19 protein-coding genes are annotated in these 26,738 nt (G+C 39.0%); 6 read left to right on the forward strand and 13 right to left on the reverse strand.

The features are described 5' to 3' along the window. Nucleotides 1–364: 364 nt before the first annotated feature. From BLR27_RS15215 to rpmB, 8 genes are all read right to left on the reverse strand, one after another. The gene (locus BLR27_RS15215) at nt 365–3,085 is read right to left on the reverse strand and encodes a hypothetical protein (protein ID WP_090706312.1); all 2,721 of its coding nucleotides are present in this window, start codon (nt 3,083–3,085) and stop codon (nt 365–367) included. 152 nt (nt 3,086–3,237) lie between these two features. After that, on the reverse strand, nt 3,238–4,326 hold the full coding sequence (locus BLR27_RS15220) for an Ldh family oxidoreductase (RefSeq protein WP_090706314.1): 1,089 nt from the start codon (nt 4,324–4,326) through the stop codon (nt 3,238–3,240). Between the two features lie 10 nt (nt 4,327–4,336). Further along, nucleotides 4,337–5,929 (reverse strand): bacillithiol biosynthesis cysteine-adding enzyme BshC, encoded by a 1,593-nt coding sequence (gene bshC / locus BLR27_RS15225; RefSeq protein ID WP_090706315.1) that lies wholly within the window; start codon nt 5,927–5,929, stop codon nt 4,337–4,339. A 44-nt stretch (nt 5,930–5,973) separates the two neighbouring features. Continuing rightward, complete coding sequence (gene rimO, locus BLR27_RS15230; protein WP_090706318.1) at nt 5,974–7,308, reverse strand: 30S ribosomal protein S12 methylthiotransferase RimO; 1,335 nt, start codon at nt 7,306–7,308, stop codon at nt 5,974–5,976. A 14-nt stretch (nt 7,309–7,322) separates the two neighbouring features. Continuing rightward, nucleotides 7,323–8,285 carry a signal recognition particle-docking protein FtsY gene (gene ftsY / locus BLR27_RS15235; RefSeq protein ID WP_090706389.1) on the reverse strand — a complete coding sequence of 321 codons (963 nt, stop codon included), beginning with the start codon at nt 8,283–8,285 and terminating at the stop codon, nt 7,323–7,325. 176 nt (nt 8,286–8,461) lie between these two features. Beyond that, on the reverse strand, nt 8,462–8,629 hold the full coding sequence (locus tag BLR27_RS15240; protein ID WP_090706320.1) for a DUF4295 domain-containing protein: 168 nt from the start codon (nt 8,627–8,629) through the stop codon (nt 8,462–8,464). Nucleotides 8,630–8,721: 92 nt separating this feature from the next. After that, nucleotides 8,722–8,904: a 50S ribosomal protein L33 gene (gene rpmG / locus BLR27_RS15245; protein WP_079703649.1), complete on the reverse strand. Its 183-nt coding sequence runs from the start codon at nt 8,902–8,904 to the stop codon at nt 8,722–8,724. A gap of 92 nt (nt 8,905–8,996) precedes the next feature. After that, nucleotides 8,997–9,230 carry a 50S ribosomal protein L28 gene (gene rpmB / locus BLR27_RS15250; protein ID WP_079703650.1) on the reverse strand — a complete coding sequence of 78 codons (234 nt, stop codon included), beginning with the start codon at nt 9,228–9,230 and terminating at the stop codon, nt 8,997–8,999. Between the two features lie 231 nt (nt 9,231–9,461). On the opposite strand from rpmB, the gene acs reads away from it, so the two are divergent. From acs to BLR27_RS15275, 5 genes are all read left to right on the forward strand, one after another. Next, on the forward strand, nt 9,462–11,375 hold the full coding sequence (gene acs, locus BLR27_RS15255) for an acetate--CoA ligase (protein WP_090706321.1): 1,914 nt from the start codon (nt 9,462–9,464) through the stop codon (nt 11,373–11,375). Between the two features lie 60 nt (nt 11,376–11,435). Next, the gene (locus BLR27_RS15260; RefSeq protein ID WP_090706323.1) at nt 11,436–11,621 is read left to right on the forward strand and encodes a CsbD family protein; all 186 of its coding nucleotides are present in this window, start codon (nt 11,436–11,438) and stop codon (nt 11,619–11,621) included. A gap of 524 nt (nt 11,622–12,145) precedes the next feature. Next, entirely contained in the window at nt 12,146–12,913 is a 768-nt protein-coding gene (gene surE / locus BLR27_RS15265) for a 5'/3'-nucleotidase SurE (RefSeq protein ID WP_090706324.1), read from the forward strand. 12 nt (nt 12,914–12,925) lie between these two features. Continuing rightward, nucleotides 12,926–14,044 carry a lipid-A-disaccharide synthase gene (lpxB, locus tag BLR27_RS15270; RefSeq protein ID WP_090706327.1) on the forward strand — a complete coding sequence of 373 codons (1,119 nt, stop codon included), beginning with the start codon at nt 12,926–12,928 and terminating at the stop codon, nt 14,042–14,044. Nucleotides 14,045–14,332: 288 nt separating this feature from the next. Then, nucleotides 14,333–16,015 (forward strand): gliding motility-associated C-terminal domain-containing protein, encoded by a 1,683-nt coding sequence (locus BLR27_RS15275; protein ID WP_090706328.1) that lies wholly within the window; start codon nt 14,333–14,335, stop codon nt 16,013–16,015. A gap of 50 nt (nt 16,016–16,065) precedes the next feature. Here the strand turns inward: BLR27_RS15275 and BLR27_RS15280 are convergent, their stop codons facing one another. From BLR27_RS15280 to BLR27_RS15300, 5 genes are all read right to left on the reverse strand, one after another. After that, the gene (locus BLR27_RS15280; protein ID WP_090706330.1) at nt 16,066–16,566 is read right to left on the reverse strand and encodes a DUF2911 domain-containing protein; all 501 of its coding nucleotides are present in this window, start codon (nt 16,564–16,566) and stop codon (nt 16,066–16,068) included. Nucleotides 16,567–16,736: 170 nt separating this feature from the next. Next, nucleotides 16,737–18,080: a Gfo/Idh/MocA family protein gene (locus BLR27_RS15285; protein WP_221406360.1), complete on the reverse strand. Its 1,344-nt coding sequence runs from the start codon at nt 18,078–18,080 to the stop codon at nt 16,737–16,739. Between the two features lie 217 nt (nt 18,081–18,297). Further along, nucleotides 18,298–20,820 (reverse strand): TonB-dependent receptor plug domain-containing protein, encoded by a 2,523-nt coding sequence (locus tag BLR27_RS15290; RefSeq protein WP_090706331.1) that lies wholly within the window; start codon nt 20,818–20,820, stop codon nt 18,298–18,300. A gap of 338 nt (nt 20,821–21,158) precedes the next feature. Further along, entirely contained in the window at nt 21,159–21,524 is a 366-nt protein-coding gene (locus tag BLR27_RS15295) for a response regulator (protein ID WP_090706333.1), read from the reverse strand. Between the two features lie 86 nt (nt 21,525–21,610). Next, nucleotides 21,611–24,796: a chemotaxis protein CheB gene (locus BLR27_RS15300; protein ID WP_090706334.1), complete on the reverse strand. Its 3,186-nt coding sequence runs from the start codon at nt 24,794–24,796 to the stop codon at nt 21,611–21,613. A 546-nt stretch (nt 24,797–25,342) separates the two neighbouring features. On the opposite strand from BLR27_RS15300, the gene BLR27_RS15305 reads away from it, so the two are divergent. Continuing rightward, entirely contained in the window at nt 25,343–26,713 is a 1,371-nt protein-coding gene (locus tag BLR27_RS15305) for a sensor histidine kinase (RefSeq protein ID WP_090706336.1), read from the forward strand. Nucleotides 26,714–26,738: the final 25 nt, after the last annotated feature.

The raw sequence follows: 26,738 nt of genomic DNA on the forward strand, positions 1-26,738 counted from the left end.
GAAATGACGAAAGTTCACCCTGCCTTTTATTTAAACGTTATTCACAAAGATTTTAGTTTATTAACACCCCCCGGACCCCCCATTTCAACAATAGTGATAGCTAATAAATATTCTTTCATTGACCAAAGGAAATGACGTTAATTTATCGTCATTTCGCAGGAGGCACGACGGAGAAATCTGTTGCAATGAAAAGGAACTTGATCTGAATTACTGCCGATAGTCATGAGATTTCTCCACCTTTCAAAGATGCTTTTCAATTAAAATATAGAATAGGTGATCGTGACGTTAATATCCCAAACTCCAAGGACGGGTGAGCCTGAATGTATAGTTTTCTCAATGCCTTTGGCAAAAACACAACCGGGGATTACTCTACTTTATACCGATATATAAATCTGGATAAATTACCATCAATGTCAGTGCCTTCAACTATGGCTTTATAGGTTCCTTTGTTATCGCCATTATAAAATTCCAGGGCCATTGTTCCATCCTTATCAGTAAATACTCTTGGGTTCCAATAGACTGTGCTGCGATAATCAGCTCCGGCAGTACGGCTTGCAGGTGTTAGATATTTAGGAGTATAGAATTCTCTTTTTTTAATATATCCCTGTGGGTTGAAGGTCAAAACATTGCTTTGAGGAAATAGTTTTCTCAGATCTTCTGCAGTAACTGCCGAACCTTTTGCAGTTTTCTTTGAATTTATGACAAGTACCCCGTTCGTATTGTAAGTACGGCTCACCAATCCAAGATCATCCTTCAGGAAAATCTCAACATTTTCAACATCCGCAGACTGTATGTTATTCAGATAGTTGGCATCTACTGGCATTCCATCATAAAATATCTGCACAGGTACTTTTAGCCCGCTATTAAAAACTCTGGTTACATAAAAGTTATTGTCTGAATAAGTAAGTCCTGTAGCCGAACTTTGTAAACAATTCAAAAATACCACACAGCCTTGAAAACGATCTGATTCAATCAGATGATCAGGAACCGTTGCCAATCCTGATAATGCAGGATGATCCAAATGGCTTGCTTTCTTGATGGCAGTAGCTTTAACTACAACCTCCTGCAGCATTTGGGTGATCATGCGGTATTGTCTTTTACTATTGTCCAGGTAAGGTGAAAGCACGCTGTCGATATTTAGTTTTTCTTCAGCAGCATTTTTATTCTTGATTATGGAAGGGAATGCACTGCCATTCAGCATGATCATCATATTTCTTGCTGCTGTTGGGCTTCTGGCGCTTATCGTAGCTTCTGCAGAGTCAGGTATGATAACCTTTTCGAATTTGAATTCGCCTTTCAGGTTGGATCTTGTTTCGGCATAAAAACGACTTTCCGGAACAACAAGTTTCAGGCTCCCATTAGAAACGGGCATGCCATTAGATGTTCTGAGTGTTCCGGCAAATTCTATTCCCTGCTCAGGCAGGACACTGATCACAGGTGCATTTCCGGCAAGGATCTGTTTGTATGAGAATTTACGGTACCCCTGGGTCATCATTAACAGGTCGAGGTCAGCCGTTTTTTTATCATTGATCTGGTGGAAATAGTAATTTGGTTTTTCTATAAAACCCTGCAGCTCGGAAGAAATTAAGAAAGAACTTAAAATGGTAGTTTCATCATCTTCATTATACGGTACCTTTGATTCATTAATGACGGAAATTGAGAAATTACCCTCCACAGGAATGTTATTAGACTTAGCCAATACATTCATTTTAACGGCCTGTCTTGTTCCATAGACTTTCTTGTCTGAACTCAGGTTCAAAGAAGAAATATTAGCATGTTTTATGAATACCAGCCGCTCGGCCAGTGGTTCTCCTTTTGTAGAAAACACTGTAATTTGTACAATACCATCCGGAAATTTATTCTTTGGAATAGAGGCTCCAATGGTCATGGTGTTTAATGCTGCCTGTGCAGCGAAAGCTATAACACCTTTACTTCGTGCAACCAGATAATAATTCTTGTCCTGATTTGCATTGTAATAGGCCTGATTCGCACTGATCTGTATCATAATGCTGCTGGGCGTTGAATTGAGAACCGATATGGTGATTCCTGAGGATTTAACGGCCGGCAGAGGAATTGTTTTCTTTATTCCATTTGCAAAGGTCAGATTGGCTGAATAAGATTTTCCTGATTCCGGCAATAGAGAAAATGCACCCATCCCCAGATGCTGGGATTCCAGTTTACTGATCACTTTTCCGGTATTGTCTAATACTTCGCCCTTTACGTCTACTCCTAGTCCCTTTTCCTGAATAGCCTTGAATGCAATCTTTGTATTGATATTTTCAATTAGCTCTCCTCCTTCAGGAAAGAATTGGATATCAGTATCTGCAAATGCATTTTTAAGAGGAAATATAGATGTGATCATCCTACTTGGATCTACCTCAAGCACAGTTTCAAGAACGCCGGTGTCTAAAGCAGCTTTTTGATTTGCAGATAATTTTAAGGCTAATCGTCCTGATTCATCAGTTGTTTCCCTCCCCCGTGCAATAGTCTCAAATTTGGAGATCAATCTCCAGCTGACCTTTTTATTGGCGAAGGCCTTTCCATCGGGGTCCTGGTATAAAATACTGGCATTTATCGATGGTGATGTCCCAGCATTCTCACCGTTCAGAGAAATGTTGGTAATGATCTTTCTGTTTATGGCATCACCAATAGGAAGGTTTTTAGTGAAGAATAGATCTTCGCTGAAGTTCAGCATCCAATAGGTGTATGCCCTTATTCTGTAATTGCCTGATTTATAGGCCAATGGATCGAGTGTAATACTGCCATAAGCAGAGGTGTTTACTACAGGAAGCTTCATGGCACGCACCAGTGTGTCATTTTCAGATATCAGATCCACGTATAGAACCTTACTCAGATCTGATGGCTGGTCTTGCCCGGTAGCCACATAGGCCTTAAACCAGATCGTATCACCAACAGCGTAATATGGCTTATCAAAATGGAGATAAACTTTCTCATAAGGGTATTCCTGAATAATCTTCTGTGATTTATCTATTAGATTATTCAGACTGATCGTATCCTGTGAAAACAGCTGACCTGCCTGAAAAACGCAAAGAAAAGCAATAAATAGTGAACGTATTATTTTCATTCGTTTGATTAAAGGTGGAATATATTGCTAATATAGTTTATAAGAACTTTTTTACCATGCTATGTTGAAGGTTTAACATTATTTAGCAAAGAAGTATTTGAAGAATGATGCCTGAGGTCTGACTTTAAACCTCAGGATTTAGCTTAACAACTTCAGTCCCTTAGTTTCTGAAGCCCGAATTTACAGGCGATCTCATTCAGATCATTGCACACTTCCTCAATCAGAGGAATACCATGTTTACGACGTTCTATTTCAGCCTGAAGTTCAGGCTGACCAGGGATAATAACTTTTTGTTCTTCGTTGATAGGTTTGGCAGAGCTGAATCGTTCAATCCAATTGTCGAGATGTGACTTGAATTCATCAATAGGTCTAAAGCCATCAACACGCATAGCGCCCAGAAAATGCCCGATCCCTTTTCCAACCGGATCACTGGACGGTTCCATGAAAGCCACGAATGGAGGCACCCATGGTCCATAGTTTGCTCCTGAAAGTACTGCAGAGAGAATATCAACTGTGGCGCTCAGGCCAAAACCTTTATGACTGCCATGATCTCTGTCGCTGCCCAGGGGCAGGAGTGACCCTCCCTTTTTTAATTCATGAGGGTCAACTGATGGATTTCCATTGGCATCCTGAATCCAGCCTTCAGGTACAGGTTTTCCCATACGCTGAGCGATCTCCAATTTGCCATTTGCCGCGGCAGAAGTCGCCATATCAACAATAACCGGAGGATATTTCCCGGCAGGAAAAGCATAACACATAGGGTTTGTTCCCAATAAGCGTTCATTAGCGAAAGTAGGGGCAACCAGCGGACTAGCATTGGTCATTGCAAACCCGATCATGTCTTTTTCAACAGCCATCATCGTATGATAACCTGCAATGCCAAAATGATTTGAATTTCTTACTGAAACCCAGCCAGAACCGTATTTCTCAGCTTTTTCGATCGCCACTTTCATTGCAAAAGGAGCAACCACAAGGCCCAGACCTGCATCGCCGTCAACTGTTGCCGTAGTTGGTGTTTCATGAACAATTTTAATGTCAGGCTTCGCATTGATGCGACCCTTTTCCCATAAACGTACATAGCCGGTAAGACGGGCAACACCATGAGAGTCAATACCCCTCAGATCTGATTTAATGAGTACATCGGCTGCCAGATCTGCATGTTCTGCAGAACAGCCCATTTTTTCAAAAATGGATCTTGTAAAGTCTCTTAACTTACTTTCTGTAAAGGTATGATAGGTCATTTATCTTTTTCTACTCCTCTAAGATCGTGAATTTCAGATCCAGAGGTTTGAAATTTTCAATAAGTGTTTGAATGAAATTCTTTCCATGCTTCACATAGAACAATCCAAAATTTTCGGAACGTTCCTGAAGTCCGCCTTTAGGGAAAAGCTTTGTTTTCACCAGGTCGATCTGTGAAAGGGCATCAGAAAAATTTCTCTTCTCTGCCTTCATTAGTTTGACCTCCAGATTTTTAATCGCCCGGTATAATCTTGCTTTTACAGCTTCTGAACTAGGACTAAGGCTCGGATCAATTTTATAGGTGCGGAGTTTGATCTTTTCAAAGATCGAACTTAGCTCCTGCCATTCATCATGAAGGTTTAGCGAATGTTCTGTATGGTTCAAAACCCATTCTTTTTTCAACTCTTCGACATTTTTAAAGATGTCTTTCATGCCAAGGTCAAGTCGGTTGAGTTTGTTCTCCAGGTTTAGAGAACTGAACATGGCTGAATTTCTTAAAAGTAGTACCGGGAAATCTACACCGTAATGATCGAAATTCTGTTTCAGCTGCAGCCAATAAATAACTTCTGCGCCTCCGCCAATATAGGCCAGGTTGGGCAAGATCACTTCCTGGTAAAGGGGACGCATCACTACATTCGGACTAAAGCGCTCTGGATGTTCATTGATCTCCTGCTTCAGGCTTTCCTCGCTGAAGCTGATCTCTGAATTCAGGATACTGTATTTCTCGTTTTCAAAAACAATACGCTCTCTCAATCCATCAAGCAGGTAGAAAAAGTTGATCTCTCTCGGGTTTACCTGTGCTTCAATTCCTTTTTCTGCCAGTTTGTTATTGGCTTCAGTAATATTTTTGAAGCTGTTCTGCTGGATGATGTCATCGGCAATGATCGAAGAAAATTGCTTTTTTAAGCGTGAATCATCTGCATCCAGGATGAGCAAACCATAATTTTCAAATAAAGTATTGACAAGGTATCGGCTGGCATCTGCCAGATTTTTGTGCTCAGTATATGCTTTTCTGATCAGATTGCTCAGGTATTCTGCATTTTCAGAAATGCCAAGAACAGCCTGATATTCTTTGATTGCTTTTTCAATACCAGCAGTTTGCAGCCTTCCTGTTGCGCCGGCAGCTTCGTGTTCCCAGCTGATCTTTTTTCCTGAGATATAGGTGTGATTGATCTCAGCAAAATCATGATCTTCCGTTGCCATCCAGTAAACGGGTACGAAATTTTTATCGGGAAAATTGCTTTTTAATTCTTTTGCCAGGTTGATGGCAGTCACGATCTTAAAAATAAAGTAAAGCGGACCTGTAAATATATTTAACTGATGGCCAGTGCAAACGGTATAGGTATTGTCATTTAGGAGCAGTTCAATGTTTTGCTGAACTGAGGAGTGAGCAGGATGGCCAATTCTTGAATATTGCTCGTTCAATACCCCTACCAGTATATCTCTTCCTGCAAGTGTTTTTTTTCTGTTTATTAAATTTCTGAAACCCTGTATATCGGCCCTTTCAGAACTGAAGGGCGCTAATTCCGGATCATTAGCCAGATAACGTATCAGGCCTTCGGAAAAACTGCGGGTTTCACTGTAATCAATATAAGTCGCCTTCATTTGGAACGAAATTAGAGGAATTTACGGAATTCCTCTTAACAGATCTATATTTTGACAATCTGACCATACAGATCGAAATCTTCTGCCCGGTCAATCTTAACCTGAACGAAAGTCCCTGGTGTTGCATAGCTAATCCGTGCATCAATTAAAACTTCATTATCAACCTCTGGAGAATCAAATTCAGTCCGGCCGGTCAGGTAATTGCCTTCTTTTTTATCGATAAGTACTTTATAGGTCTTACCAACCTTATCCTGATTGATATCAAAAGAAATTTCCTGCTGAATATTCATTATATCTTCGACACGTTGTTGTTTTACTTCTTCTGGAACATCATCGTTTAATAGATGGGCATGTGTCTTTTCTTCATGTGAATAGGTGAAACATCCAAGACGATCAAAGCGGCTTTCGGATACCCATTCTTTCATTTCTTCAAAATCTTTTTCCGTTTCTCCGGGATATCCGCAGATAAGTGTTGTCCGCAGAGCGATATCAGGCACTTTATCACGGATCGAATTAACAAGATCTATTGTTTTTTGTCTGGTAATTCCACGTCGCATAGAGCTCAGCATATTATCGCTGATATGCTGTAAAGGCATATCCAGATAATTGCAGATGTTGGAGCGCTCGTTCATAACATCCAGAATATCCATTGGGAAGCCCGAAGGGTAGGCATATTGTAAGCGGATCCATTCTATACCGTCTACGTCCGACAAGTTGCGCAGCAGATCGGCAAGATTCCTTTTACTGTAAAGGTCTAGTCCGTAATATGTCAGATCCTGAGCAATAAGGATCAATTCTTTTGTGCCGTTTTTAGCCAGGTATTTAGCCTCTTTGACCAGGTCATCAATGGGTTTGGAAACGTGCTTTCCTCTCATTAAAGGGATCGCACAAAATGAACAGGGCCTGTTGCAACCTTCAGCGATCTTAAAATAAGAAAAATGAGAGGGGGTGGTCAGTAAACGTTCGCCTACCAGTTCATGTTTATAATCTGCACCGATCGAGCTTAACAGATTCTGAAGGTCATTGGTTCCGAAAAAGGAATCAACATTTTTTATTTCAGCTTCAAGTTCAGGTTTGTAGCGCTCGGAAAGGCATCCGGTTACGATAACCTTTCCTACCTTGCCCTGATCTTTTAATTCGCTGTACTGCAATATAGTATCGATGGATTCCTGTTTTGCATTGTCAATAAATCCACAGGTATTGATCACAATAATATCATCCTTATTCAGTTTTTGGGCTTCGTGTACAACATCCATCTGATTACCGCGCAACTGACCCATCAGAACTTCGGAGTCGTGAATATTCTTTGAACATCCAAGTGTAATAACATTTACCCTTGGCTTAACCCTGCTAACCTCTTTACTGCTTTTTGTTTTCATTCTTATCTTCCCTGTTATTTAAATAGGGAGTCCACAAACTCTTTTTTATTAAATAGTTGAAGGTGTTCTATGCCTTCACCCACACCGATGTATTTCACCGGAATTTTAAACTGATCGGATATTCCGATAACGACCCCGCCCTTTGCAGTGCCATCTAATTTTGTAAGTGCAAGCGCATTCACTTCAGTTGCCTGTGTAAATTGCTTGCATTGTTCTATTGCATTTTGACCGGTAGAAGCATCCAGAACTAGAAGTATTTCATGGGGAGCACCCGGAACTACTTTTTGCATGACCTGTTTGATCTTGGTCAGCTCATTCATTAAAGCGACCTTATTATGCAAACGGCCGGCAGTATCAATAATTGCAACATCATCGCCATTGGCAACGGCCGATTGTAATGTATCGAAAGCTACAGATGCCGGATCTGACCCCATTGGCTGAGCAACTATACGTACGTTCACCCGCTCTGCCCAAAGTTTTAGCTGATCTACTGCTGCTGCTCTGAAAGTATCTGCAGCTCCTAAAACTACTTTATTGCCTGCAAGTTTCAGTTTGTGGGCTAGTTTTCCGATGGTGGTGGTTTTACCGACGCCGTTAACACCTACAACCATGATGACATAAGGCTTATGATCGCCATATTCAAAATTTCTGAAGTCATTGCTGTTATTCTCTGAAAGCAGGCTTTGTATTTCTGCACGAAGTATCTCATTCAGCTCAGAGGTATTGATGTATTTATCACGTGCAACACGTGCCTGTATTCTCTCAATGATCTTTAATGTGGTTTGAACGCCTACATCTGAATTGACCAGGATCTCTTCCAGCTCATCAAGAACATCATCATCAACGGTTGATTTCCCGACAACAGCTTTGGTGATCTTGGAAAATAAACCTTCCTTGGTTTTCTCTAAGCTCTTGTCCAGTTCAACCTGTTCCTGTACGTTGCTTTCTTTCTTTTTGAAAAAGTCAAATAATCCCATAGGTCTGAATTTAACTAAACCTGCAGATGCAGGCAAAACATTTGTATTGCAATGAAAGATTCACTAGCCTGCCTGCCTCAGGCAGGCTTCAAACCCTTTCAAAAACAATTATACTCTAATGAAAAAAGCCACCCGGCGATTATACGCGGGCGGCTTCTGTTAATACAATGTGAAAATTACTTAGAGGTATTAATTCCTGCAATAGCGTCTTTCACGTGATCGTTATGAACGATAATTTCTTTGAATGAATAAGCACCAGTTTTTGGTGATTTGTTCATTGTAATTACTTTAGAGTACTCTTTACCAGCACCTGTTTTCAGGGTTGCAACTACTTTCTTTGCCATTTCTGTATATTATTTAAGTTTTAGGTTGTAAGTTTTAGGTTGTAAGGTCTTTAATAAAATACTTATAACTTAAACTTATAACTTATTACTAATTATTTAATTTCTTTGTGAACAGTCACTTTTCTCAACACCGGATTGAATTTCTTCAACTCCAGACGTTCTGTAGTGTTCTTTTTATTTTTTGTTGTTACGTAACGAGACATTCCAGCCATGCCACTCTCTTTGTGCTCGGTACATTCTAAAATAACCTGAACCCTATTACCTTTCTTAGCCATTGTATTATTTTTTACGTTGTAAGTTGTAGGTTATAAGTTGTAAGTTTTGTGATATTCTCTACTTAAAACTTATAACTTAATACTTATAACTATTATATGTATCCTTTTTTAAGGAATTTATTAATTACAGCAGTGATGCCATTTTTACTGATGGTTTTGATCGCTGAGGTAGAAACCTTCAACGTGATCCATCTGTCTTCTTCAGGAATGTAAAACTTTTTTACATGCAGGTTAGGATAAAATTTACGTTTGGTTTTTACGTTCGAATTAGAAACGTTGAAACCGTTCATCGCCATTTTTCCTGTTAAATCACAAATTCTCGACATGACTATATGTGTATCTTATTATTTAATTCAATTCTCTAAAGAGTTTGCAAATATCAGGAGAAAAAATCAGATACGCAATACTTTATTAATAAATTTAGTCTTTCAGTTTAAAAGCAGCCGTAGTTCATGATTTTATGTAATTTTTTTGCATCTATATTAGGCTAACAGGTCTGAATATGATATAATTGTATTCTGAAATTTATTAAAAACATACCGAACAAAAATTAAAAAATGGATCTCCGTATTAATTCCTTTGACGATTACAAACGCGTTTATGATTACAGTGTAGCTGAGCCTGAAAATTTCTGGGGTTCTGTTGCTGACACGTTCTACTGGCAGAAAAAATGGGACAAAGTTCTGGACTGGAACTTTACAGAACCCAATGTGAAATGGTTTATTGGTGGAAAGTTAAACATAACGGAGAATTGCCTGGATCGTCACCTGGAGAAGAATGCTGATAAAACAGCTATGATCTGGGAGCCAAATGATCCTGAAGAACATTACCGCTCATTTTCGTATAAAGAACTTCACTTTAAAGTGGTTCAGTTTGCAAATGCACTGAAAAACAATGGTGCTAAGAAAGGCGACAGGATCTGTATCTATATGCCAATGGTACCTGAATTGGCCATTGCCGTTTTGGCTTGTGCACGGATTGGTGCGATCCACTCAGTTGTTTTCGGCGGATTTTCTGCCCAATCTATAGCAGACAGGATTAACGATGCTCAGTGTAATTTGGTGATCACCGCAGATGGTGGCTTCCGGGGCAGCAAGGACATTCCACTTAAAAATATAATTGATGATGCCATTGTACAGTGCCGTTCTGTAAATAGGATCATTGTTTTGACTCGTACCCGTACTCCTGTGTCGATGATCAAGGGACGTGATGTATGGTGGGAGGATGAAATTAAAAAGGTTGAAACTCAGGGTAACCCTGATTGTCCGGCAGAACCAATGGACTCAGAAGATCCTTTGTTCATCTTATATACATCCGGTTCAACCGGAAAACCAAAAGGGGTAGTTCATACCTGCGGAGGTTATATGGTTTATACAGGATATACTTTTAAAACTGTGTTTCAATACCAGCCAGGTGAAGTGCACTTCTGTACTGCCGACATTGGATGGATCACCGGACATTCGTATATCGTATACGGGCCATTGTCACAGGGAGCGACTACCCTGATGTTTGAAGGTGTTCCTACCTGGCCTGATGCTGGACGTTTCTGGGATATCGTTGATAAATACAAAGTAAATATTTTATATACTGCTCCAACGGCTATTCGTTCATTGATGAGCTTTGGAGAAGAACCTTTGCAAGGGAAACACCTTAGTTCATTAACAAAACTTGGTTCTGTAGGTGAGCCGATCAATGAAGAAGCATGGCATTGGTACAATGAGAAGATCGGTAAAGGTAAATGCCCGATCGTAGATACCTGGTGGCAGACAGAGAACAGTGGTATACTGATCTCTCCGATAGCCGGCATCACTCCAACAAAACCTGGTTATGCAACACTTCCATTGCCTGGTGTTCAGCCTTGCCTGGTAGATGAAGCAGGTGCAGAACTTATTGGGAATGGGGTAAGCGGTAATTTATGTATCAAGTTTCCGTGGCCGGGTATTATCCGTACTACTTATGGAGATCATGAGCGTTGCCGCCTGACTTATTTCTCAACCTATAAAAACATGTATTTTACAGGTGATGGTTGTTTGAGGGATGAGGATGGATATTACAGAATTACCGGCAGGGTGGATGATGTGATCAATGTTTCTGGTCACCGTATTGGTACCGCTGAGGTTGAAAATGCCATCAACATGCACGCTGATGTGGTTGAAAGTGCCGTTGTTGGATATCCGCATGATATCAAGGGACAAGGAATATATGCTTATGTGATCCTTGGTACTTCCACTCACGATCATGATCTTACAAGAAGAGATATTCTTCAGACCGTTGCACGTATCATCGGTGCAATTGCCAAGCCAGATAAGATTCAGTTTGTATCAGGTTTGCCGAAGACCCGCTCAGGAAAGATCATGAGAAGGATATTAAGGAAGATTGCAGAAGGTGATATCGCCAATCTCGGAGATACCTCAACCTTATTGGATCCTAATGTTGTTGAAGAGATCAAACAGGGTGCCGCCGACCTGTAATTTTTAAAACCTTTTCGGTTGCTGTTTGTTATTCTTTAACACAAATTAGAAAACAGCATCATGGATAAGTTAGAATTAAAGGGAAAGTGGAATGAGTTAAAAGGCAAAGTGAAGCAGTCTTATGCCGACCTTACAGATGATGATCTGAAGTATGAAGAGGGAAAAGAAGATGAACTCTACGGAAAGTTACAACAGAAAACAGGTAAGACACGCGAAGGTGTGATCGACTGGCTTAAAAGCTTATAGAATACAATGAAACCCCCGCTGATCATATCAGCGGGGGTTTTTTATCCTCTCCCTTTGGTTGGTGTTCTCCTTTAGCACAAGCTAATGTGCCTGAAAAAATTAAATCAAACTAAAACGAATGTCATTCCGAATCCTGCCCTTTAGCAGGTGAGGAAACTTTGTGAGTAAGGCACAAAATTGGCTCTAGGTTTAGGTTAAGAAAGAATCTTTCTAAGACGCAAAGACGCGATTGCAGAATATAAAACGAATGTTCATGAATAATCTGTAAACCTTTGCGCCTTAGCGTCTTGGCGAGCCACCCTGTCGGTAGGTTTTCCTGCGGTCGGTGTTTTTGCAACGTACTGTCGGTCGAGTTAAGCGCAGCGACGGATTTGCAAATGAAGAGGAATCTTCGGACTCCTCTATGGAGATTTCTCTTTAGTTGAAGTTTTCATCAACAAAAGCCTCACAAATGGGGTGGTTGCTGAGAACACCAACCACTGGAACCGTAAGGAACCACCGGAAAATTTCGTATTTTCGTACCAATGAAAAAATCAAAACCAACCATACTGGTCGTGAACGACGACGGAATTACAGCTCCCGGAATAAAGGTCCTGATTGAAGTTATGCAAACTATTGGCAATGTAGTTGTTGTGGCTCCTGATGGCCCGCAATCAGGTACAGGGCATGCTATTACCATTGCCAAGCCATTACGCCTTGATAAGGTTGATCTGTATGAAGGTGTGGAAATGTATAAATGTTCAGGAACCCCGGTAGATTGTGTGAAGCTTGCTGTGAACAAGGTTTTTAAGGGGAAGAAGCCTGATCTTTGTGTGTCGGGAATCAACCACGGACTTAACAATTCCATCAATGTGCTCTACTCCGGCACCATGTCGGCAGCAGTTGAAGGAGCTATAGAAAGTATTCCTTCCATCGGGTTTTCATTTGATGATTTTTCATATGAAGCCGACTTTAGCAATTGTATAAAATATATTGAATCCATAACCAAACAGGTATTAAATCACGGGTTGCCATTAGGGACTCTTTTGAATGTGAATTTCCCGAGAGGGGAAGGCATAAAAGGCATCAAGATCTGCAGACAGGCAAATGCCAAATGGGCTGAAGAGTTTGACGAGCGTACCGATCCGAACAGAAGAAAATATTACTGGCTGACAGGAGTATTTCAGAATAACGACCATGGTGAAGATACCGATGTATGGGCATTGGATAATGGCTTTGTATCGGTAGTTCCGGTACAGTTTGATATGACTGCGCACCATGCTATTCCGCTTTTAAATACATGGGATTTTTAATTATTCCTGCCCATGAATTATTACCTAATTGCTGGTGAAGCTTCAGGCGATCTGCACGGGTCAAACCTGATGAAAGCATTGAAGCAGCACGATTCCGAAGCTGAATTCCGATATTTTGGGGGCGATCTGATGAAGGCTGAAGGTGGAACCCTGAAAATGCATTATTCAGAAATGGCTTTTATGGGTTTCATTGAGGTGATCGCGAATTTGGGCACTGTCCTGAAGAATATCAAATTGGCCAAACAGGATATCCTGGAAAATAAACCGGATGTACTAATCCTGATCGATTTTCCTGGTTTTAACCTGAAGATCGCTGACTTTGCAAAAAAACAGGGTATCCCTGTGTTTTACTATATCTCCCCGAAAGTTTGGGCCTGGAACCAAAAGCGGGTTCTTAAGATAAAAAAGATTGTCGACCGTATGTTTTGTATCCTCCCATTTGAGGTAGAGTTTTACAGAACATGGGGTATGGAAGTTGATTATGTTGGAAATCCAATTCTTGATGCAATTGAATCTAACCAACCTGATTCACAATTCAGGCTTTCTAATGGCCTGGATGAAAGGCCTTTGATTGCCCTGCTTCCAGGGAGCAGGAGGCAGGAGCTGGACAGGGTTTTACCTGAAATGCTGAAGACCGCCGATCGCTTTCCCAATTGTCAGTTTGCCATTGCCGGGGCGCCATCGTTCTCTGAAAAGGATTATCAGAAATATCTGGGCGATAAAAAGATACCTGTCATTGTTAATGCAACCTATAATTTATTAATGAATGCTGAAGCCGCGGTAGTTACTTCCGGTACAGCTACCCTTGAAACAGCGCTTTTGAAAACTCCTCAGGTTGTTGTTTACAAAGGTAATCCAATATCAATCGGCATTGCCCGTATGCTGGTCAATATCAAATACATTTCACTGGTCAATCTGGTAATGAATGATGACGTGGTGAAAGAACTTATTCAGGAAGATTGTTCCGGTAAAAAGATCGGTGATGAACTTGATCTTATTTTACATGATCAGAAGTATCGGGCAGCTATGATGCAAAAGTATGATAAGCTGGCAGTTCGTATGGGTGCCCCGGGTGCCTCCGGTCGTGCAGCAGAACTGATGCTTAAGTATCTGCAGGGATCAGCCAGATAATTGCCTGAAATTCGTTTTTTATTTGCCTTCAATTTCTGCTTGAATCAATTTCGACCGACTGTTGATTTCCTGTTCTAAAACTATCAGGCTATTTGCCGGCTTAGGTATAGTCATTTATTTTCCTAAGCAACCTTTTTAATCAGGCAACCTAAACTCCATTTTATCAGTAATCATTATGCCGCATTCAATAATAACTTTGCATCGGAAAATCTTCGTAAATTAATGTATTCATTATGCGGATGATTTTGCGGCCATTTGACGCAATGCAGAGCTATTTATAAAATTGAAATGTTCAAGAGGCTGTTAATTCTGATTCTGCTTATGCTTGCCCTGCAAAAGGTACAAGCTCAGGTAGTTACAGAATGTCCGCAGAATATAGGTTTTGAATCTGGTACCTTCGCGAACTGGGAATCTTATTATGGTGAAATCTCCGGTACAGGAGAACGCTTCATCAATGCAGTCAGACCTCCAATAGTTTCACTTAATTTTAGCGGTTCAGTTCCAGGGCAGCATACCCTGATCAAAAGGACAGACCGCAGGGATGACTACGGTAATTTTTCATTGAATGCCCCAAATGGCAGTGAATATGTAGTGCAATTAGGCAACGATCTTACTGGAAGAGGGGTCGAACGTATCAGTTATACCATCAGTGTTCCCTTAAATGTGGAGTCATATTCTATCATTTTTAGTTATGCGGTCGTATTTCAGAATCCGGGTCATGATGAGGATGAGCAGCCAAGATTTACAGCGCGTGTTTTTAATCCTTTGTCAGATCGTCCAACGGATTGTGGTTCCTTTGAGTTTGTGGCCCAGGGAGGCTTGCCGGGTTTTAAGGTATCATCCCGCGATCCAAGGGTACTATATAAACCATGGGCACCCGTTTTGGTCAATCTTTCCAGTTACCGCGGACAAACAATACGCCTCGAATTTACTGCTAATGACTGTTCCCGCGGGGGGCATTTTGGATATGCCTATATCGATTTTAATGAAAATTGTTCCATACCTGTAACCGGGAATATTACCTGTCCCGAAACCAGTTCCATTACCCTGAAAGCACTTTCGGGATTTTTCGGGTACCGTTGGTTTGACGAAGCTACTCAAACTGATCTTGGAACATCGGATAGTCTGGTTATTTCACCAGTGCCACCAATTGGGACAAAGATTGGCATTGAGATGGTGCCTTATCCTGGCTTAGGGTGTACGCAGACCCTGTATACGGTCATTCAGGGCATGGAAATGAATATCCGTGACCCATTACCCCGATGTCTTGCTGTGGATCTTACAGACATTGCATTAAAAGTGGGTAATAGCTCCGATCTGTCTTATACATACTGGAGGAATAGTCAGGCGACCGTACCTTTACTTTATCCCAATGTGGTCTCTGAAAGTGGAATATATTATGTTAAAGGGCGCAGTTCCTCAGGATGTGAGCTGATCTTACCTACAAAGGTGACCATTGTTGAAGTGCCCGCTGTTACTTTTAACAAAACATTGACCGCTAATTACCCTGAAACTGTGGATCTGACTACTGCCTATACTCCTTTGCCTGACCTGATCTATTCATATTGGATGGACCGTGCAGCTACAATACCACTTCGGACTCCGGACAGGATCTATAAGGGTGGAACTTATTTTATTCAAGCTGCCAGCAATGGAGGCTGTATCAGTATAACACCTGCTGTTGTTGAAATTTTTGTACCCGAAATTGCAATACCCAATGCCTTTACGCCCAATGGTGATCTGGTGAATGATGAATTAACGGTATTGATAAACAGCGAGATCAAGGTCAGGGAATTTAGAATATTTAACCGCTGGGGAGATGTAGTTTATACTACTCCTGATATCAATAATTACTGGAAGGGATTAAAGGAAAATACCCAGGTGCCTACCGGCGTGTATTATTGGGTATTTGAAGGAATTCGGAATTCAAAGCTATATTCAAAATCAGGCTATATAACACTGATCAGATAGCAATTTAATAACCATGAAACCCTGACAATCAGGGCTTCATGGAGTTTTAATTATTTTACATTGAAATTTACCTGGTGGTCGCCCCAGATCAGAGAAACTACACCTGTTTTGGCGATCTTGAAGGTCATGCGCTCAGAAAAACTTGCTGATTTACCAGGCTTCACCACAACACGCATTACATCACTAGCCTGGTTGTATTCTGTTCCGCTAATGTTTGATTTGCTGTTAAAGATGATGGTCCATTCTTTTTCTCCGGGAATAGTCCAGATACCATATTTACCAGCTTTCAAGGCTTTACCTTCAACCTTTACATCTTTACTAACTTCCATCCAGGTAGCTTCGTTAGCGCCTGTACGCCATACTTTACCGAAAGGAGCAATATCTTTTCCGATGGTTCTTCCTTTTACTGCCGGCTGGCTGTAGTCGATGGTGATCTTTACACCTGCAGTGGTGGTTTCAGAAACTTTAGCCGCTGGGCTAGGTCTTTGTGCACATGCTGTGAATGCACTGAAAAGACCTGTGATCATTAATAAAACGATTGCTTTTTTCATGTTTATTTATTGGTTTTTAACAAATATATACAAGGAGAATAATATTATGGAAATACAATGAGATTATTACATGGAAATGGGTTTCTGATTCATTCTGACCAGAAAAGCTGATCCTCTTGATCTTTTATGCTGAATTATATGTTAACATATCACCAGGAAATCAATCCTATTTAAACTTTTGGTACTTGCCAGCCATTATTATAGCGGGCTTTCATCAACTGATTAGCTTCAGCATCTGTAAATTGATTTTTTGCGGCATCCCAATACACTTTTTTACCTGTTTTATAGGCTATATTTCCCATTTGCGCATTGATCGCTGCAATACTTCCTGTTTGGATGCCGCATTTTAGGCGAGAAATATCATTGTTTGTAATGGCATCGACAAAATTGACAGCATGTGATTCATGAGCGTTTGTAATTGGCTTACTATGAGGAACTTCCTCTGTTTTATTGACACGTTTACCATCTTTATTTTCTGTTTCCGGGATGACTTTCCAGCCTCCGCGATTGACCACCAGTGTTGCATTGTTTCCTATAAATGCGATGCCTTCCGTAGAACCATAATTGCCTCCGTCTATGCCTGTAGCATGTTCCCACAGCATGTTAAAACCTTCATATTCATATACTGTTTGTAATGTGTCGGGAGTTTCGGAAGCATCATCGGGATAAGCGAACTTCCCACCCGAAGCCATCACTGATTTGGGTGCTTTTACACCCATTGCATATAAGGCAATATCAATTTCATGAACACCCCAATCAGTCATCAAGCCACCGGCATAATCCCAAAACCACCGGAAATTAAAGTGAAAACGGTTTTGGTTAAAGTCACGTTTTGGTGCAGGTCCTAACCACATCGTATAATCTACTCCTGCCGGCGCCGGACTATTGGCAACCTGCGGTACCGGTTTCATCCAGCCCTGATAGGCCCAGCACTTCACCAAACGGATCTGCCCTAATTTGCCTGATTTTACATAGTCGATAGCTTCGGCATATTGCGATCCGGAACGTTGCCACTGACCTACCTGCACTATTTTTCCATATTTCTGTTGCGCCCTGACCATGATCTGGCATTCTTCGATGGTATTGGCGATGGGTTTTTCTACATACACATGCTTGCCTGCTGAAACAGCATCAACCATATTCAGGCAGTGCCAATGATCCGGAGTGCCGATAATTACCACGTCAATGTTCGGGTCTTCAAGCAATTTGCGATAATCTTTGTATTGCTTCGGACGCTTTCCGCGAAGTTTAAATACATCTTCCGTCCGCTGATCAAGTACACTCTGGTCAACATCTGCCAGTGCCACACAATTTACCTGAGGAAGTTTCAGATGTGCATTCATATTTGACCAGCCCATTCCTTTACAGCCAATGAGACCGAAATTGATTTGATCAGATGCTTTGATAGTTCTGGTAAATAAGCCAAAATCTGAAGCGCTCAGTATATGTGGCATGCTGATCCCTGCTCCAATGAGCATGGTGTTCTGAATGAATTTTCTTCTGGAATTGTGCATGGTTGCTTTTTGCTTATCTGTTTAAGACCTATTGTGCTTGCTTTTAAAGATATTCCTAAATGCTTAATTATTAAATTTAGAAATATTCTTCGTAAAAATTTAAGTTCAGGAAAATTGCAGAAGAATGCGAAAAGGGATTGATTGATTAACAAATATCATATCCTGATAAAAGGATGTAACATAAAATATGGGCTAATTCTATTAACGGAGGGGTTTATCATTTAACATTGAATGTATAAATCTGCCTCCCAAATCTGCCTAGATAATCTAAACCTTCAACAATAGCTTGGTATTTTCCAGACTTATCTGGAGTATAGAACTCAAGTGTCAATGATTTACCTTTGTTAATGAACAAATCAGGATTCCAATAAACAGTAGATCTTAGATCTTTAATATCCCCTTTATTATCAGGTGAATTATAATCCGGTGAATAGAATTCACGAGTGATCGTATATCCTACGGGTGTAAATTTGATAATTCCCTTTGGTTCTTGAATGATATCTGCAGGTAATCCTGCAAATAATTTAGTAGTTACTAATATTACTCCTCCGAAACCATTATTGCCATATATTGCTCCATTTGCCCCACCCTTTAAGACTTCAACCATGGCTATATCACTTACATTTATGGCATTTAAATCATCTCCCCAATCTGCCCCATCTACAAACAATCGCATCGCAGGGCTTTTATTTAACAAATTATTCCTGGATAACGATGCAGTTGTTTTTTTGCTTCCGGGGTCATATTTTATATTTAGTCCCACAATTTTACCTTCTAATGCCGACCCTAGTTCACTACCTGACAAATCCTCCTGCCTGAACACGAAATCTGCAGGTGTTGATCCCAATTTGCTGGAGCCTTCAATATTTTTGTAATTCCTTACTGCTTTCACGACCACTTCATTCAGCATTTTGGTCCGAATCATTATTTCCTTCTTATTAAACCCCTCCAATTCATCTCTGTTATCCTTCAAATAGGTCAGAAACTCATTATTTACTTTATTTTCAATCCCAAAATAATTAAAATTGGTGCCTGCTTCCTGAAATGGAGTTTTGTCAAGCCTTATCTGCATATTGTCCTTTTCTTTTGAGCTTCTGGCTTGTAAGATAAAGCGTGTACTATCTGCAAAAACTAAGTTTTCAAATTTAAATCTACCTTCATGATTTGTTACGGTATCGAGAAAAATACCACCTTCAGGTGTAAATAAACTCACTTTTCCACCTGCCACTGTATTTCCTCTCATGGTAACTATGCCACTGATATTTATACCCTTTTCTGCCTGATATGAACTCCTGGCTAAAGTATCATTATTAAATATCTGCTTTAAACTGATATTACGCCATCCCTGAGTAAGTAACAGATTGTCAAGATGCTTTCTTCTTAGGATAGAGGTGTCCTGAAAGTAATAGTTAGGTTTTTCAACAAATCCTTTCAGTTCAGACTTGATCAAAATATTTGATAAGATTGTATTTGCATCCAACTCTGAAGTTGGAACATGATTCAGATCTGTTACCGAAATAGAAAAACTTCCAATTATTGGCTGACTGCCTATTGCAGAAGCACTCAATTCCATCACCACTTTTTCTCTTTGCTGGTAGAGTTTTTTATTTGAAGAAAGAATCAGTTTAATTTGATCCTGATGCTGAATAAATACCAATCTCTCGGCTCTTGGAATACTGTGTTGATCAAATAAGGTTAATTGACTGATACCTGTCGGTAACTCTTGTTTTGGAAAAGTTACATCAACAAACTGATTACTGATATTGAATTTGGATAGGTTATAAATCTGTGAACCACTCTGCGCTACCAGGGATAACTGCTGATTGCGGTTTTTATTGAAAATACTATTACTTCTGCTTACCCTTATAAACAAATTGTTATCGTCTTCTTTCAAAACAGTGAGCACATAACCTTCCTTCTCAGCTTTGGGTAGCATGATCCTAAACTTTTCACCATTCAACGCAATAACTGCTGTATGACTTGTACCATATGGAGTTAGCCTGAATTTCCCCATTCCGGCGTGTTCTGATTGGAAATCAGCAACTCTTGTACCCTTCTCATCAAGTACATAGCCGATAAAATCAATGCCAAGTCCATTAGGACCGGTAGCTTTGAAGGCCACATTTGAGCGTATGCTGTCGACTAAATTTCCACCTTCAGGGAAGAATTGAATCTGGATTATATTTGAGGTGCTTTTAAAAACAGAAGATTTATTAATGCTGTTTTCAATTTGATTCGAACTTCCAAAAAGTGTATCTGATTTAACTGATTGGGTGATGATATCTTCAAAAAGTATATTACCAACGTATATAGTTTGGTTATAAAAGGCAGCTTCTCCGAAGTTTCTCATCCATTGTGTGTATGCTCTAATTCTATAATTACCGGTTTTTAGGGTGTCAGATAGCCAGATGTCCCCAGTAGCAAGACCTGCACTTATTGGAAGCTTAAGTGATCTTATAATGCTATTTTGACTATCAATTAAATCCACATATAGAATCTTACTCAATGTAGAAGGACGCTTATCGGCATTTATTAGATACGCCTTAAACCATACCGTCTGGCCCGATGCATAATAAGGCTTGTCTAAATGGAGATGAACCTTTTCAGTTGAAACTGAATTAAGAATCTTGTTTGAATAGTCTAATTGTTCTTCTATTGTCTTTTCCTGACCAAAGCTTTCACCAGTAAAAATTCCAAGAAGAAAAGTAAAGAGGAGGCGATATAGTTTTAACAGATTCAATGATCAGGTAATTTGATATAAATTGAATTTAGCATTTTTTTACTAAAGGTAGAGACGCTGCGTTAAAACTGTATAGCAGTTTGATTCGTTGTTCTGAAAAATCAATTTTGGTAGTCGGTGGAAACTCAACAGACAGTTCGGTTGATTATTTATTATGATCTGAGGAGTCAGGAGAATCCTCATTATTTGAAAATCCGTAGAGTGCTACGCTAAACTCGACGGATAGAGCGAGATTTCATTTTATTGGAAATCCGAAGCCGCTGCGCTAAACGACGTAGAGTGCGAAAATATTCAGAAATCTTAAGAATCGGTTCTGGTAATTGCTGTTTTCAGCTTAATTAAAGTCTTATGTTATCTTCGATCTTAGAAAGTAAAATGTCTATATCAAAAGGTTTTGCCAGAAAATCATTTGGTGAACCTGTTTTATCAAGGATATTGGCAAGATCATGTGAACCGGACATTAGGATGACCGGTAGCATAGCTGTATGAATATTTTCTTTGATGTCTTTGCAAATTTTCAGGCCATTCATATTAGCCAGCATTACATCCATTAATAGTAAGTCGGGTTGAAATTCTTTTATCTCTTCAAATACCCTCTCTCCGGAGCTTAAAGGTTTTGCCTCATAGCCGAACTCTGTTAAGAGGAGTGTTAGAATTTCGAGAATGTCTGTATTATCATCCAAAATCAGGATTTTTTTTCTCATATTAAAATGTGAACTAATCGTTCAATAAATTGCTATCTGGCTCCGTATTCTTTTAAAAATATAGATAACCTTAATTAAAAATGTGTTTATGCCAGATTTTTAGCTTCTGTTTTTAAATGTATCATGAAATTGGAACCTTTCCCCGGTTCACTTTCAACAATTATTTCCCCTCCTGTTGCATTTACAATTTTCTTAGCGAGATAAAGCCCTATCCCATGTCCTTCAACGCTCTGGTTCAACCGGCCATACATGTTAAATATTTTGTCTAAGTCATCTTTAGAGATTCCTATGCCCTTATCTTTTACCGATATAACAATGTTGTCACCCTGTTTCCATGTATGAATTGTAATTTCGGGAGCTTTGCCACCATTGAATTTTATAGCATTTGAAATCAGGTTGAATAGAATGCTTCTAAGGTTCTTTTTTGAAAAACGGATTTGTCTGATTTCCAGATTTTTTGTAATTACTGCGGATGATGCTTTGATCTTATCTTCTAAGCTCCATTCTATATTGGCTATTACATCATCAAAGTCAACCATTTCCATTGCGGTCATCTCACTCTCAACCTTGGCAATAGTGGCTATTTCTGTAATCAGTTCGCGGAATTTTTTTACAGAATTATTGATGACCTTTAAAAAGTCCATCAGCTTTGCATCTGTCAATGTTATTTTATTCATAATGCTGATACTGGTTTCAATATTAGCTAGTGGAGCTAATAGATCATGAGACGCAGCATGAATAAAATGATCAAGGTCTGTGTTAATTCTGAGCAAAATTATATTCTTTTTATCAATTTCAAACTGCTTGTTTTTCAACTCTGTAATGTCATTGAAAGTAATGATTGCACCAATGTTGTTATTGGTAGCTTGTTCTACATATGGCATAGTCATAATTTGATACCACTTGCCATTATTAGTCTCGATCTCTTTAGTAATGATATTCCCATCTTTTAATACCTGCTTAACATCATCAATAATGGTTTCAAATTTTATGTTTGTTGATATGTTACTTAGAGGTCTTCCAATATCCGTGCCTAAAAGGTTTATTTGCTTTACAGTGCCGGGTGAAAATTTCATTAACTCAAGATTCTTGTTAATAAATAGCTGTCCGTTGATGTTACTCCGGAAATAATTGTTCAGGTCATCATTCATTTCCAGCAGCTCTTTGTTTTTCAACTGGTAATCAGAATTAATGGTATGCAATTCTTCATTTACTGATTGCATTTCTTCATTGGTACTCTGCATTTCTTCGTTGGCCGAAATCAGCTCCTCGTTAAAGGATTGCATGTTTTCATTTAATGCATCAAGCTTTTCGTAGGAAGAATTAAGCTTGTCTTTTAATTCCTTGACCTCTGTTTCCAGGCTTTTAGTATATTGATCAAGATAAATGGTCTCATCGTATTCGATATCATTTTTTATATCAACGCTGTGATCTTTTGTAAAAATTACCATTAATAATTTATGTTCATCTTTAACTTCCAGGGGACTAACAGACAGATTAACTTTGAGAATTTTTTTGCCTTGTTTTATCTTGACTCCCCTGACTTCTACTTTTTTATTTTCTTTTAGTGTATTGATGCTTAGTGTTTTATAAACAATCGCCAAAGGCTTCGGTAAAAGTTCTGTGAGGTTTGAAGTGAAATGTTTTTGAAGTAAATAAGTTGAAGTATCGCCATAGAAACTTATTACCTGATTATTTTCATTCACACAAACTGTCAGGTAATCAAGGTCTTTGGCTAAACTTGTATGCATTGCTTCAGCCAATGCAGTATTTATATTTTTGTCAATTTCTGCAGTAACGGAATGAGAAGGGGTATGTTTAATATCCAACAGATTCGGAAGAGAAAATGCATCAAAATTAAAACCTCTTTTCACTTTTAGATTTTTATAGATCTTCCATTTCTTATTAACCACCTCTAAGTTTTTTAGAATGGGCATAGGATTTTCACTGGAACCTAGAAATAAGTATCCATCCACTTTAAGTCCGAATAGGAGCATGGTAAATATTTTCTTTTGTAGTAGCGGTGCCATGTAGATGAGCAAATTCCTGCAACTAATAAACTGCATATTACAATAGGGTGCATTTTTAACCAGATCATGTTGTGCAAAAATTACCATTTTGCGTATTTGCTGACTGACTTTGTATTTATCACCCTCTTTAATGAAATATTTTTGCAAACGCTCAGATGAAATATCTTTAGAAATAGTAGCATTATACAATCCTTTTCCTGCATGAAGTAAAGCAGTACTGTCAATGTCTGTGGCAAATATCTTTACAATGGTATCTTCAAATTTTCCTGTAAGTTGCTCATGTAGTAATATGGCCATTGAATAGGCTTCTTCTCCGGTTGCACATCCTGCAATCCATATTTTCAATTCTTCTCCGGGAACGAGCTTTTTTAAAATATCTGGAAAAACCTCTTTCTCTATGAATTCAAAAGCTTCTTTATCCCTGAAAAATGTGGTAACGCTGATCAGAAACTCTTTTGCAAGAGCTGCAACTTCTTCAGGTGTTTTTTTAAGAAAACTCAGGTAATTAGCTAAGGATTTAAAATTTCCGTGAGAAGCCCTTCTTTTGGTTCTTCTGAGTATGGTAGTTTGTTTATAATCAGAAAAATCCAGTGGTGAAGTTTCTTTGATCAGGTCGATGATAGCTTTTAAGTATTTTTCGTCTTCATGACTGCCGATTAATAACTCTTCTGTGTGATTAACATAGTCTTCAATAGCAGTAGGCATCAGTTCAGGATCCAAAACAAAATCAACTAAGCCGGTTGCAATTGCACTGGACGGCATACTGCCAAATTCAGAATTTGCAGGGTTACGGGCAATTACCATACCGCCTGCTTTTTTTATGGCTTTGATCCCTTCTGTGCCATCGCTTCCCAATCCCGAAAGAATGATACCAATTGCTTTTTTACCATAATCAGTGGCAAGTGAATCAAAAAAAGTATTGATCGTTAAATGAGGACCTTTTATATTTTCTTTATCACTCAGGTATAAATTTCCATTACTGATGGTCATGAATTTATTATGAGGAATTAGATAAACTTTATTACAAATAACCTTCATCTCATTTTCAGCTTCCAGGACAATGAGCTTACTATGCCGGGCTAATAATTCAACCATGCGGCTTTTAAAATTGGGGGAAAGGTGCTGGATAATGACGTAAGCTACACCGTCTAATGGAGTGTGATCGAAAAATAAATTAATTTCATCCATCCCACCGGCAGATGCGCCAATAGCAATGATGTAATTTGGGACTGATGAATGCATATTTAAGAAATTAGATAACAGGTAAACGACGTAAAACTCTTATACAAGAGGCATAAACGATGAATACAATACTCATCGGTAGAAAAGAGAGAGAAAAATTAATTGTTGGATATCTTTGGAAGTGTACAATTACAAAGCCTATCCTGAGTTAAATATAATAATTTCTTACAATTATTTCTAAGCTGTATTCTTTAGAATATGGTGAAGTGATGTCTCGTAAATTAGATTTTAATTTGGAAATAAGAGGTAGAAATTGAAGTTTTGATTTGCCATTCTACAGGTAATAACAGTCAAAAACCTGTATGATTTTTTACTGAATGAAAATAAGCAAATATTCAAGATGAATTTTATCGTTTAAAGAACTTTAATTTAATTTAATTTAAAGAAATTTTGCCAACTGATTTATGACTTACAAACGTTTATTAGAATAATACACCAGTCTTAAAAAAATCTAATTAGTTTTTTAAGTGTATCTTTCGTAAAACTCTCTCTTCAGTAGCAAGCAGCACCGCAGTTTTAGTACTAAACATATTGTTAAAACCATATATGGATAATAGAAATAAATCTGATGAGCTAAGCATTGCTAATACAGAACTTGCTTCTCAAAACGAAGTGCAGGAAAAACGGGCAGCAGAGTTAGTCGTAGCTAACAAAGAACTTGCTTTTCAAAATGCAGAGAAAGAAAAGCGCGCTGCAGAGTTAAGCATTGCAAATAAAGAACTTGCCTTTCAAAATAATGAGAAAGAAAAGCGTGCAGAAGAGCTAGTTATTGCAAACAAAGAACTTGCCTTTCAAAACGAAGTAAAAGAAAAGCGTGCCGCAGAGTTAGTTATTGCTAATAAAGAACTTGCCTTCCAGAATGAAGAGAAGGAAAAACGTGCTGCCGAGTTAGTTATTGCTAACAGGGAACTGGCCTTTCAAAACGAGGAGAAAGAAAAACGTGCTGCCGAGTTAGTGATTGCTAACAAGGAACTGGCCTTTCAAAACGATGAAAAAGAAAAGCGTGCAGCAGAATTAGTTATTGCAAACAGGGAACTGGCCTTTCAAAATGATGAGAAAGAAAAGCGTGCTGCCGAGTTAGTGATTGCAAACAGGGAACTGGCCTTTCAAAATGATGAGAAGGAGAAGCGTGCAGCTGAGTTGGTCATTGCCAACAGAGAACTTAAACATGCGGAAGATGATATTCGCAAACTGAACGACGAGTTAGAGCAAAAAGTGATTGAACGAACTGCTCAGCTGGAATCAGCAAATAAAGAACTCGGATCATTTTCCTATTCAGTATCTCACGATTTAAGGTCTCCAATCAGAGCTATCAATGGATATGCAAAGATTTTGGAGGAGGATTATGGTGATAAATTTGATTCAGATGGAACAAAAGCTCTGGACTCAATAATGTACAATTCAAAGAAAATGGGGCAACTGATTGACGATCTGCTTGCATTTTCAAAATTGGGAAGAAAACAGGTTACAGTTTCAGAAATAAATATGGCGGCTCTTGTTTCAATGGTAATGGATGAATTATTATTTGATGAAGATGAAAATATTCCGGAATTTAAGATGAATGTGCTTTTGCCTTCAAAGGGAGATCAATCACTGATCAAACAAGTTTGGATCAATCTACTTTCCAATGCCATAAAATATTCAAAATATAAACCTAAAACCTGTATTGAAATAGGATCATATGTAAAAGAAAAGCAAGTTGTTTATTTTGTGAAGGATAATGGCGCGGGATTTGATATGGAATATTATGATAAGCTTTTTGGGGTTTTTCAGAGATTACATTCACAGGAAGAATTTGAGGGGACTGGCATTGGTCTTGCCATTGTTCAAAAAATAGTGAGCCGGCATAATGGTACGGTTTGGGCAGAATCAAAATTAAATGAAGGGGCTTGCTTTTATTTCAGCCTTCCAGCCTGAATCCTGAATTAAGCTTACCGATTAA

This window comes from Daejeonella rubra, assembly GCF_900103545.1.
Lineage (GTDB): Bacteria > Bacteroidota > Bacteroidia > Sphingobacteriales > Sphingobacteriaceae > Daejeonella > Daejeonella rubra.

What these genes read in the sequence shown, in the direction of transcription:
- BLR27_RS15215 (WP_090706312.1), bottom strand. Translation starts at nt 3,085, where the DNA reads ATGAAAATAATACGTTCACTATTTATTGCTTTTCTTTGCGTTTTTCAG.
- BLR27_RS15220 (WP_090706314.1), bottom strand. Translation starts at nt 4,326, where the DNA reads ATGACCTATCATACCTTTACAGAAAGTAAGTTAAGAGACTTTACAAGA.
- bshC (WP_090706315.1), bottom strand. Translation starts at nt 5,929, where the DNA reads ATGAAGGCGACTTATATTGATTACAGTGAAACCCGCAGTTTTTCCGAA.
- rimO (WP_090706318.1), bottom strand. Translation starts at nt 7,308, where the DNA reads ATGAAAACAAAAAGCAGTAAAGAGGTTAGCAGGGTTAAGCCAAGGGTA.
- ftsY (WP_090706389.1), bottom strand. Translation starts at nt 8,285, where the DNA reads ATGGGATTATTTGACTTTTTCAAAAAGAAAGAAAGCAACGTACAGGAA.
- BLR27_RS15240 (WP_090706320.1), bottom strand. Translation starts at nt 8,629, where the DNA reads ATGGCAAAGAAAGTAGTTGCAACCCTGAAAACAGGTGCTGGTAAAGAG.
- rpmG (WP_079703649.1), bottom strand. Translation starts at nt 8,904, where the DNA reads ATGGCTAAGAAAGGTAATAGGGTTCAGGTTATTTTAGAATGTACCGAG.
- rpmB (WP_079703650.1), bottom strand. Translation starts at nt 9,230, where the DNA reads ATGTCGAGAATTTGTGATTTAACAGGAAAAATGGCGATGAACGGTTTC.
- acs (WP_090706321.1), top strand. Translation starts at nt 9,462, where the DNA reads ATGGATCTCCGTATTAATTCCTTTGACGATTACAAACGCGTTTATGAT.
- BLR27_RS15260 (WP_090706323.1), top strand. Translation starts at nt 11,436, where the DNA reads ATGGATAAGTTAGAATTAAAGGGAAAGTGGAATGAGTTAAAAGGCAAA.
- surE (WP_090706324.1), top strand. Translation starts at nt 12,146, where the DNA reads ATGAAAAAATCAAAACCAACCATACTGGTCGTGAACGACGACGGAATT.
- lpxB (WP_090706327.1), top strand. Translation starts at nt 12,926, where the DNA reads ATGAATTATTACCTAATTGCTGGTGAAGCTTCAGGCGATCTGCACGGG.
- BLR27_RS15275 (WP_090706328.1), top strand. Translation starts at nt 14,333, where the DNA reads ATGTTCAAGAGGCTGTTAATTCTGATTCTGCTTATGCTTGCCCTGCAA.
- BLR27_RS15280 (WP_090706330.1), bottom strand. Translation starts at nt 16,566, where the DNA reads ATGAAAAAAGCAATCGTTTTATTAATGATCACAGGTCTTTTCAGTGCA.
- BLR27_RS15285 (WP_221406360.1), bottom strand. Translation starts at nt 18,080, where the DNA reads ATGCACAATTCCAGAAGAAAATTCATTCAGAACACCATGCTCATTGGA.
- BLR27_RS15295 (WP_090706333.1), bottom strand. Translation starts at nt 21,524, where the DNA reads ATGAGAAAAAAAATCCTGATTTTGGATGATAATACAGACATTCTCGAA.
- BLR27_RS15300 (WP_090706334.1), bottom strand. Translation starts at nt 24,796, where the DNA reads ATGCATTCATCAGTCCCAAATTACATCATTGCTATTGGCGCATCTGCC.
- BLR27_RS15305 (WP_090706336.1), top strand. Translation starts at nt 25,343, where the DNA reads ATGGATAATAGAAATAAATCTGATGAGCTAAGCATTGCTAATACAGAA.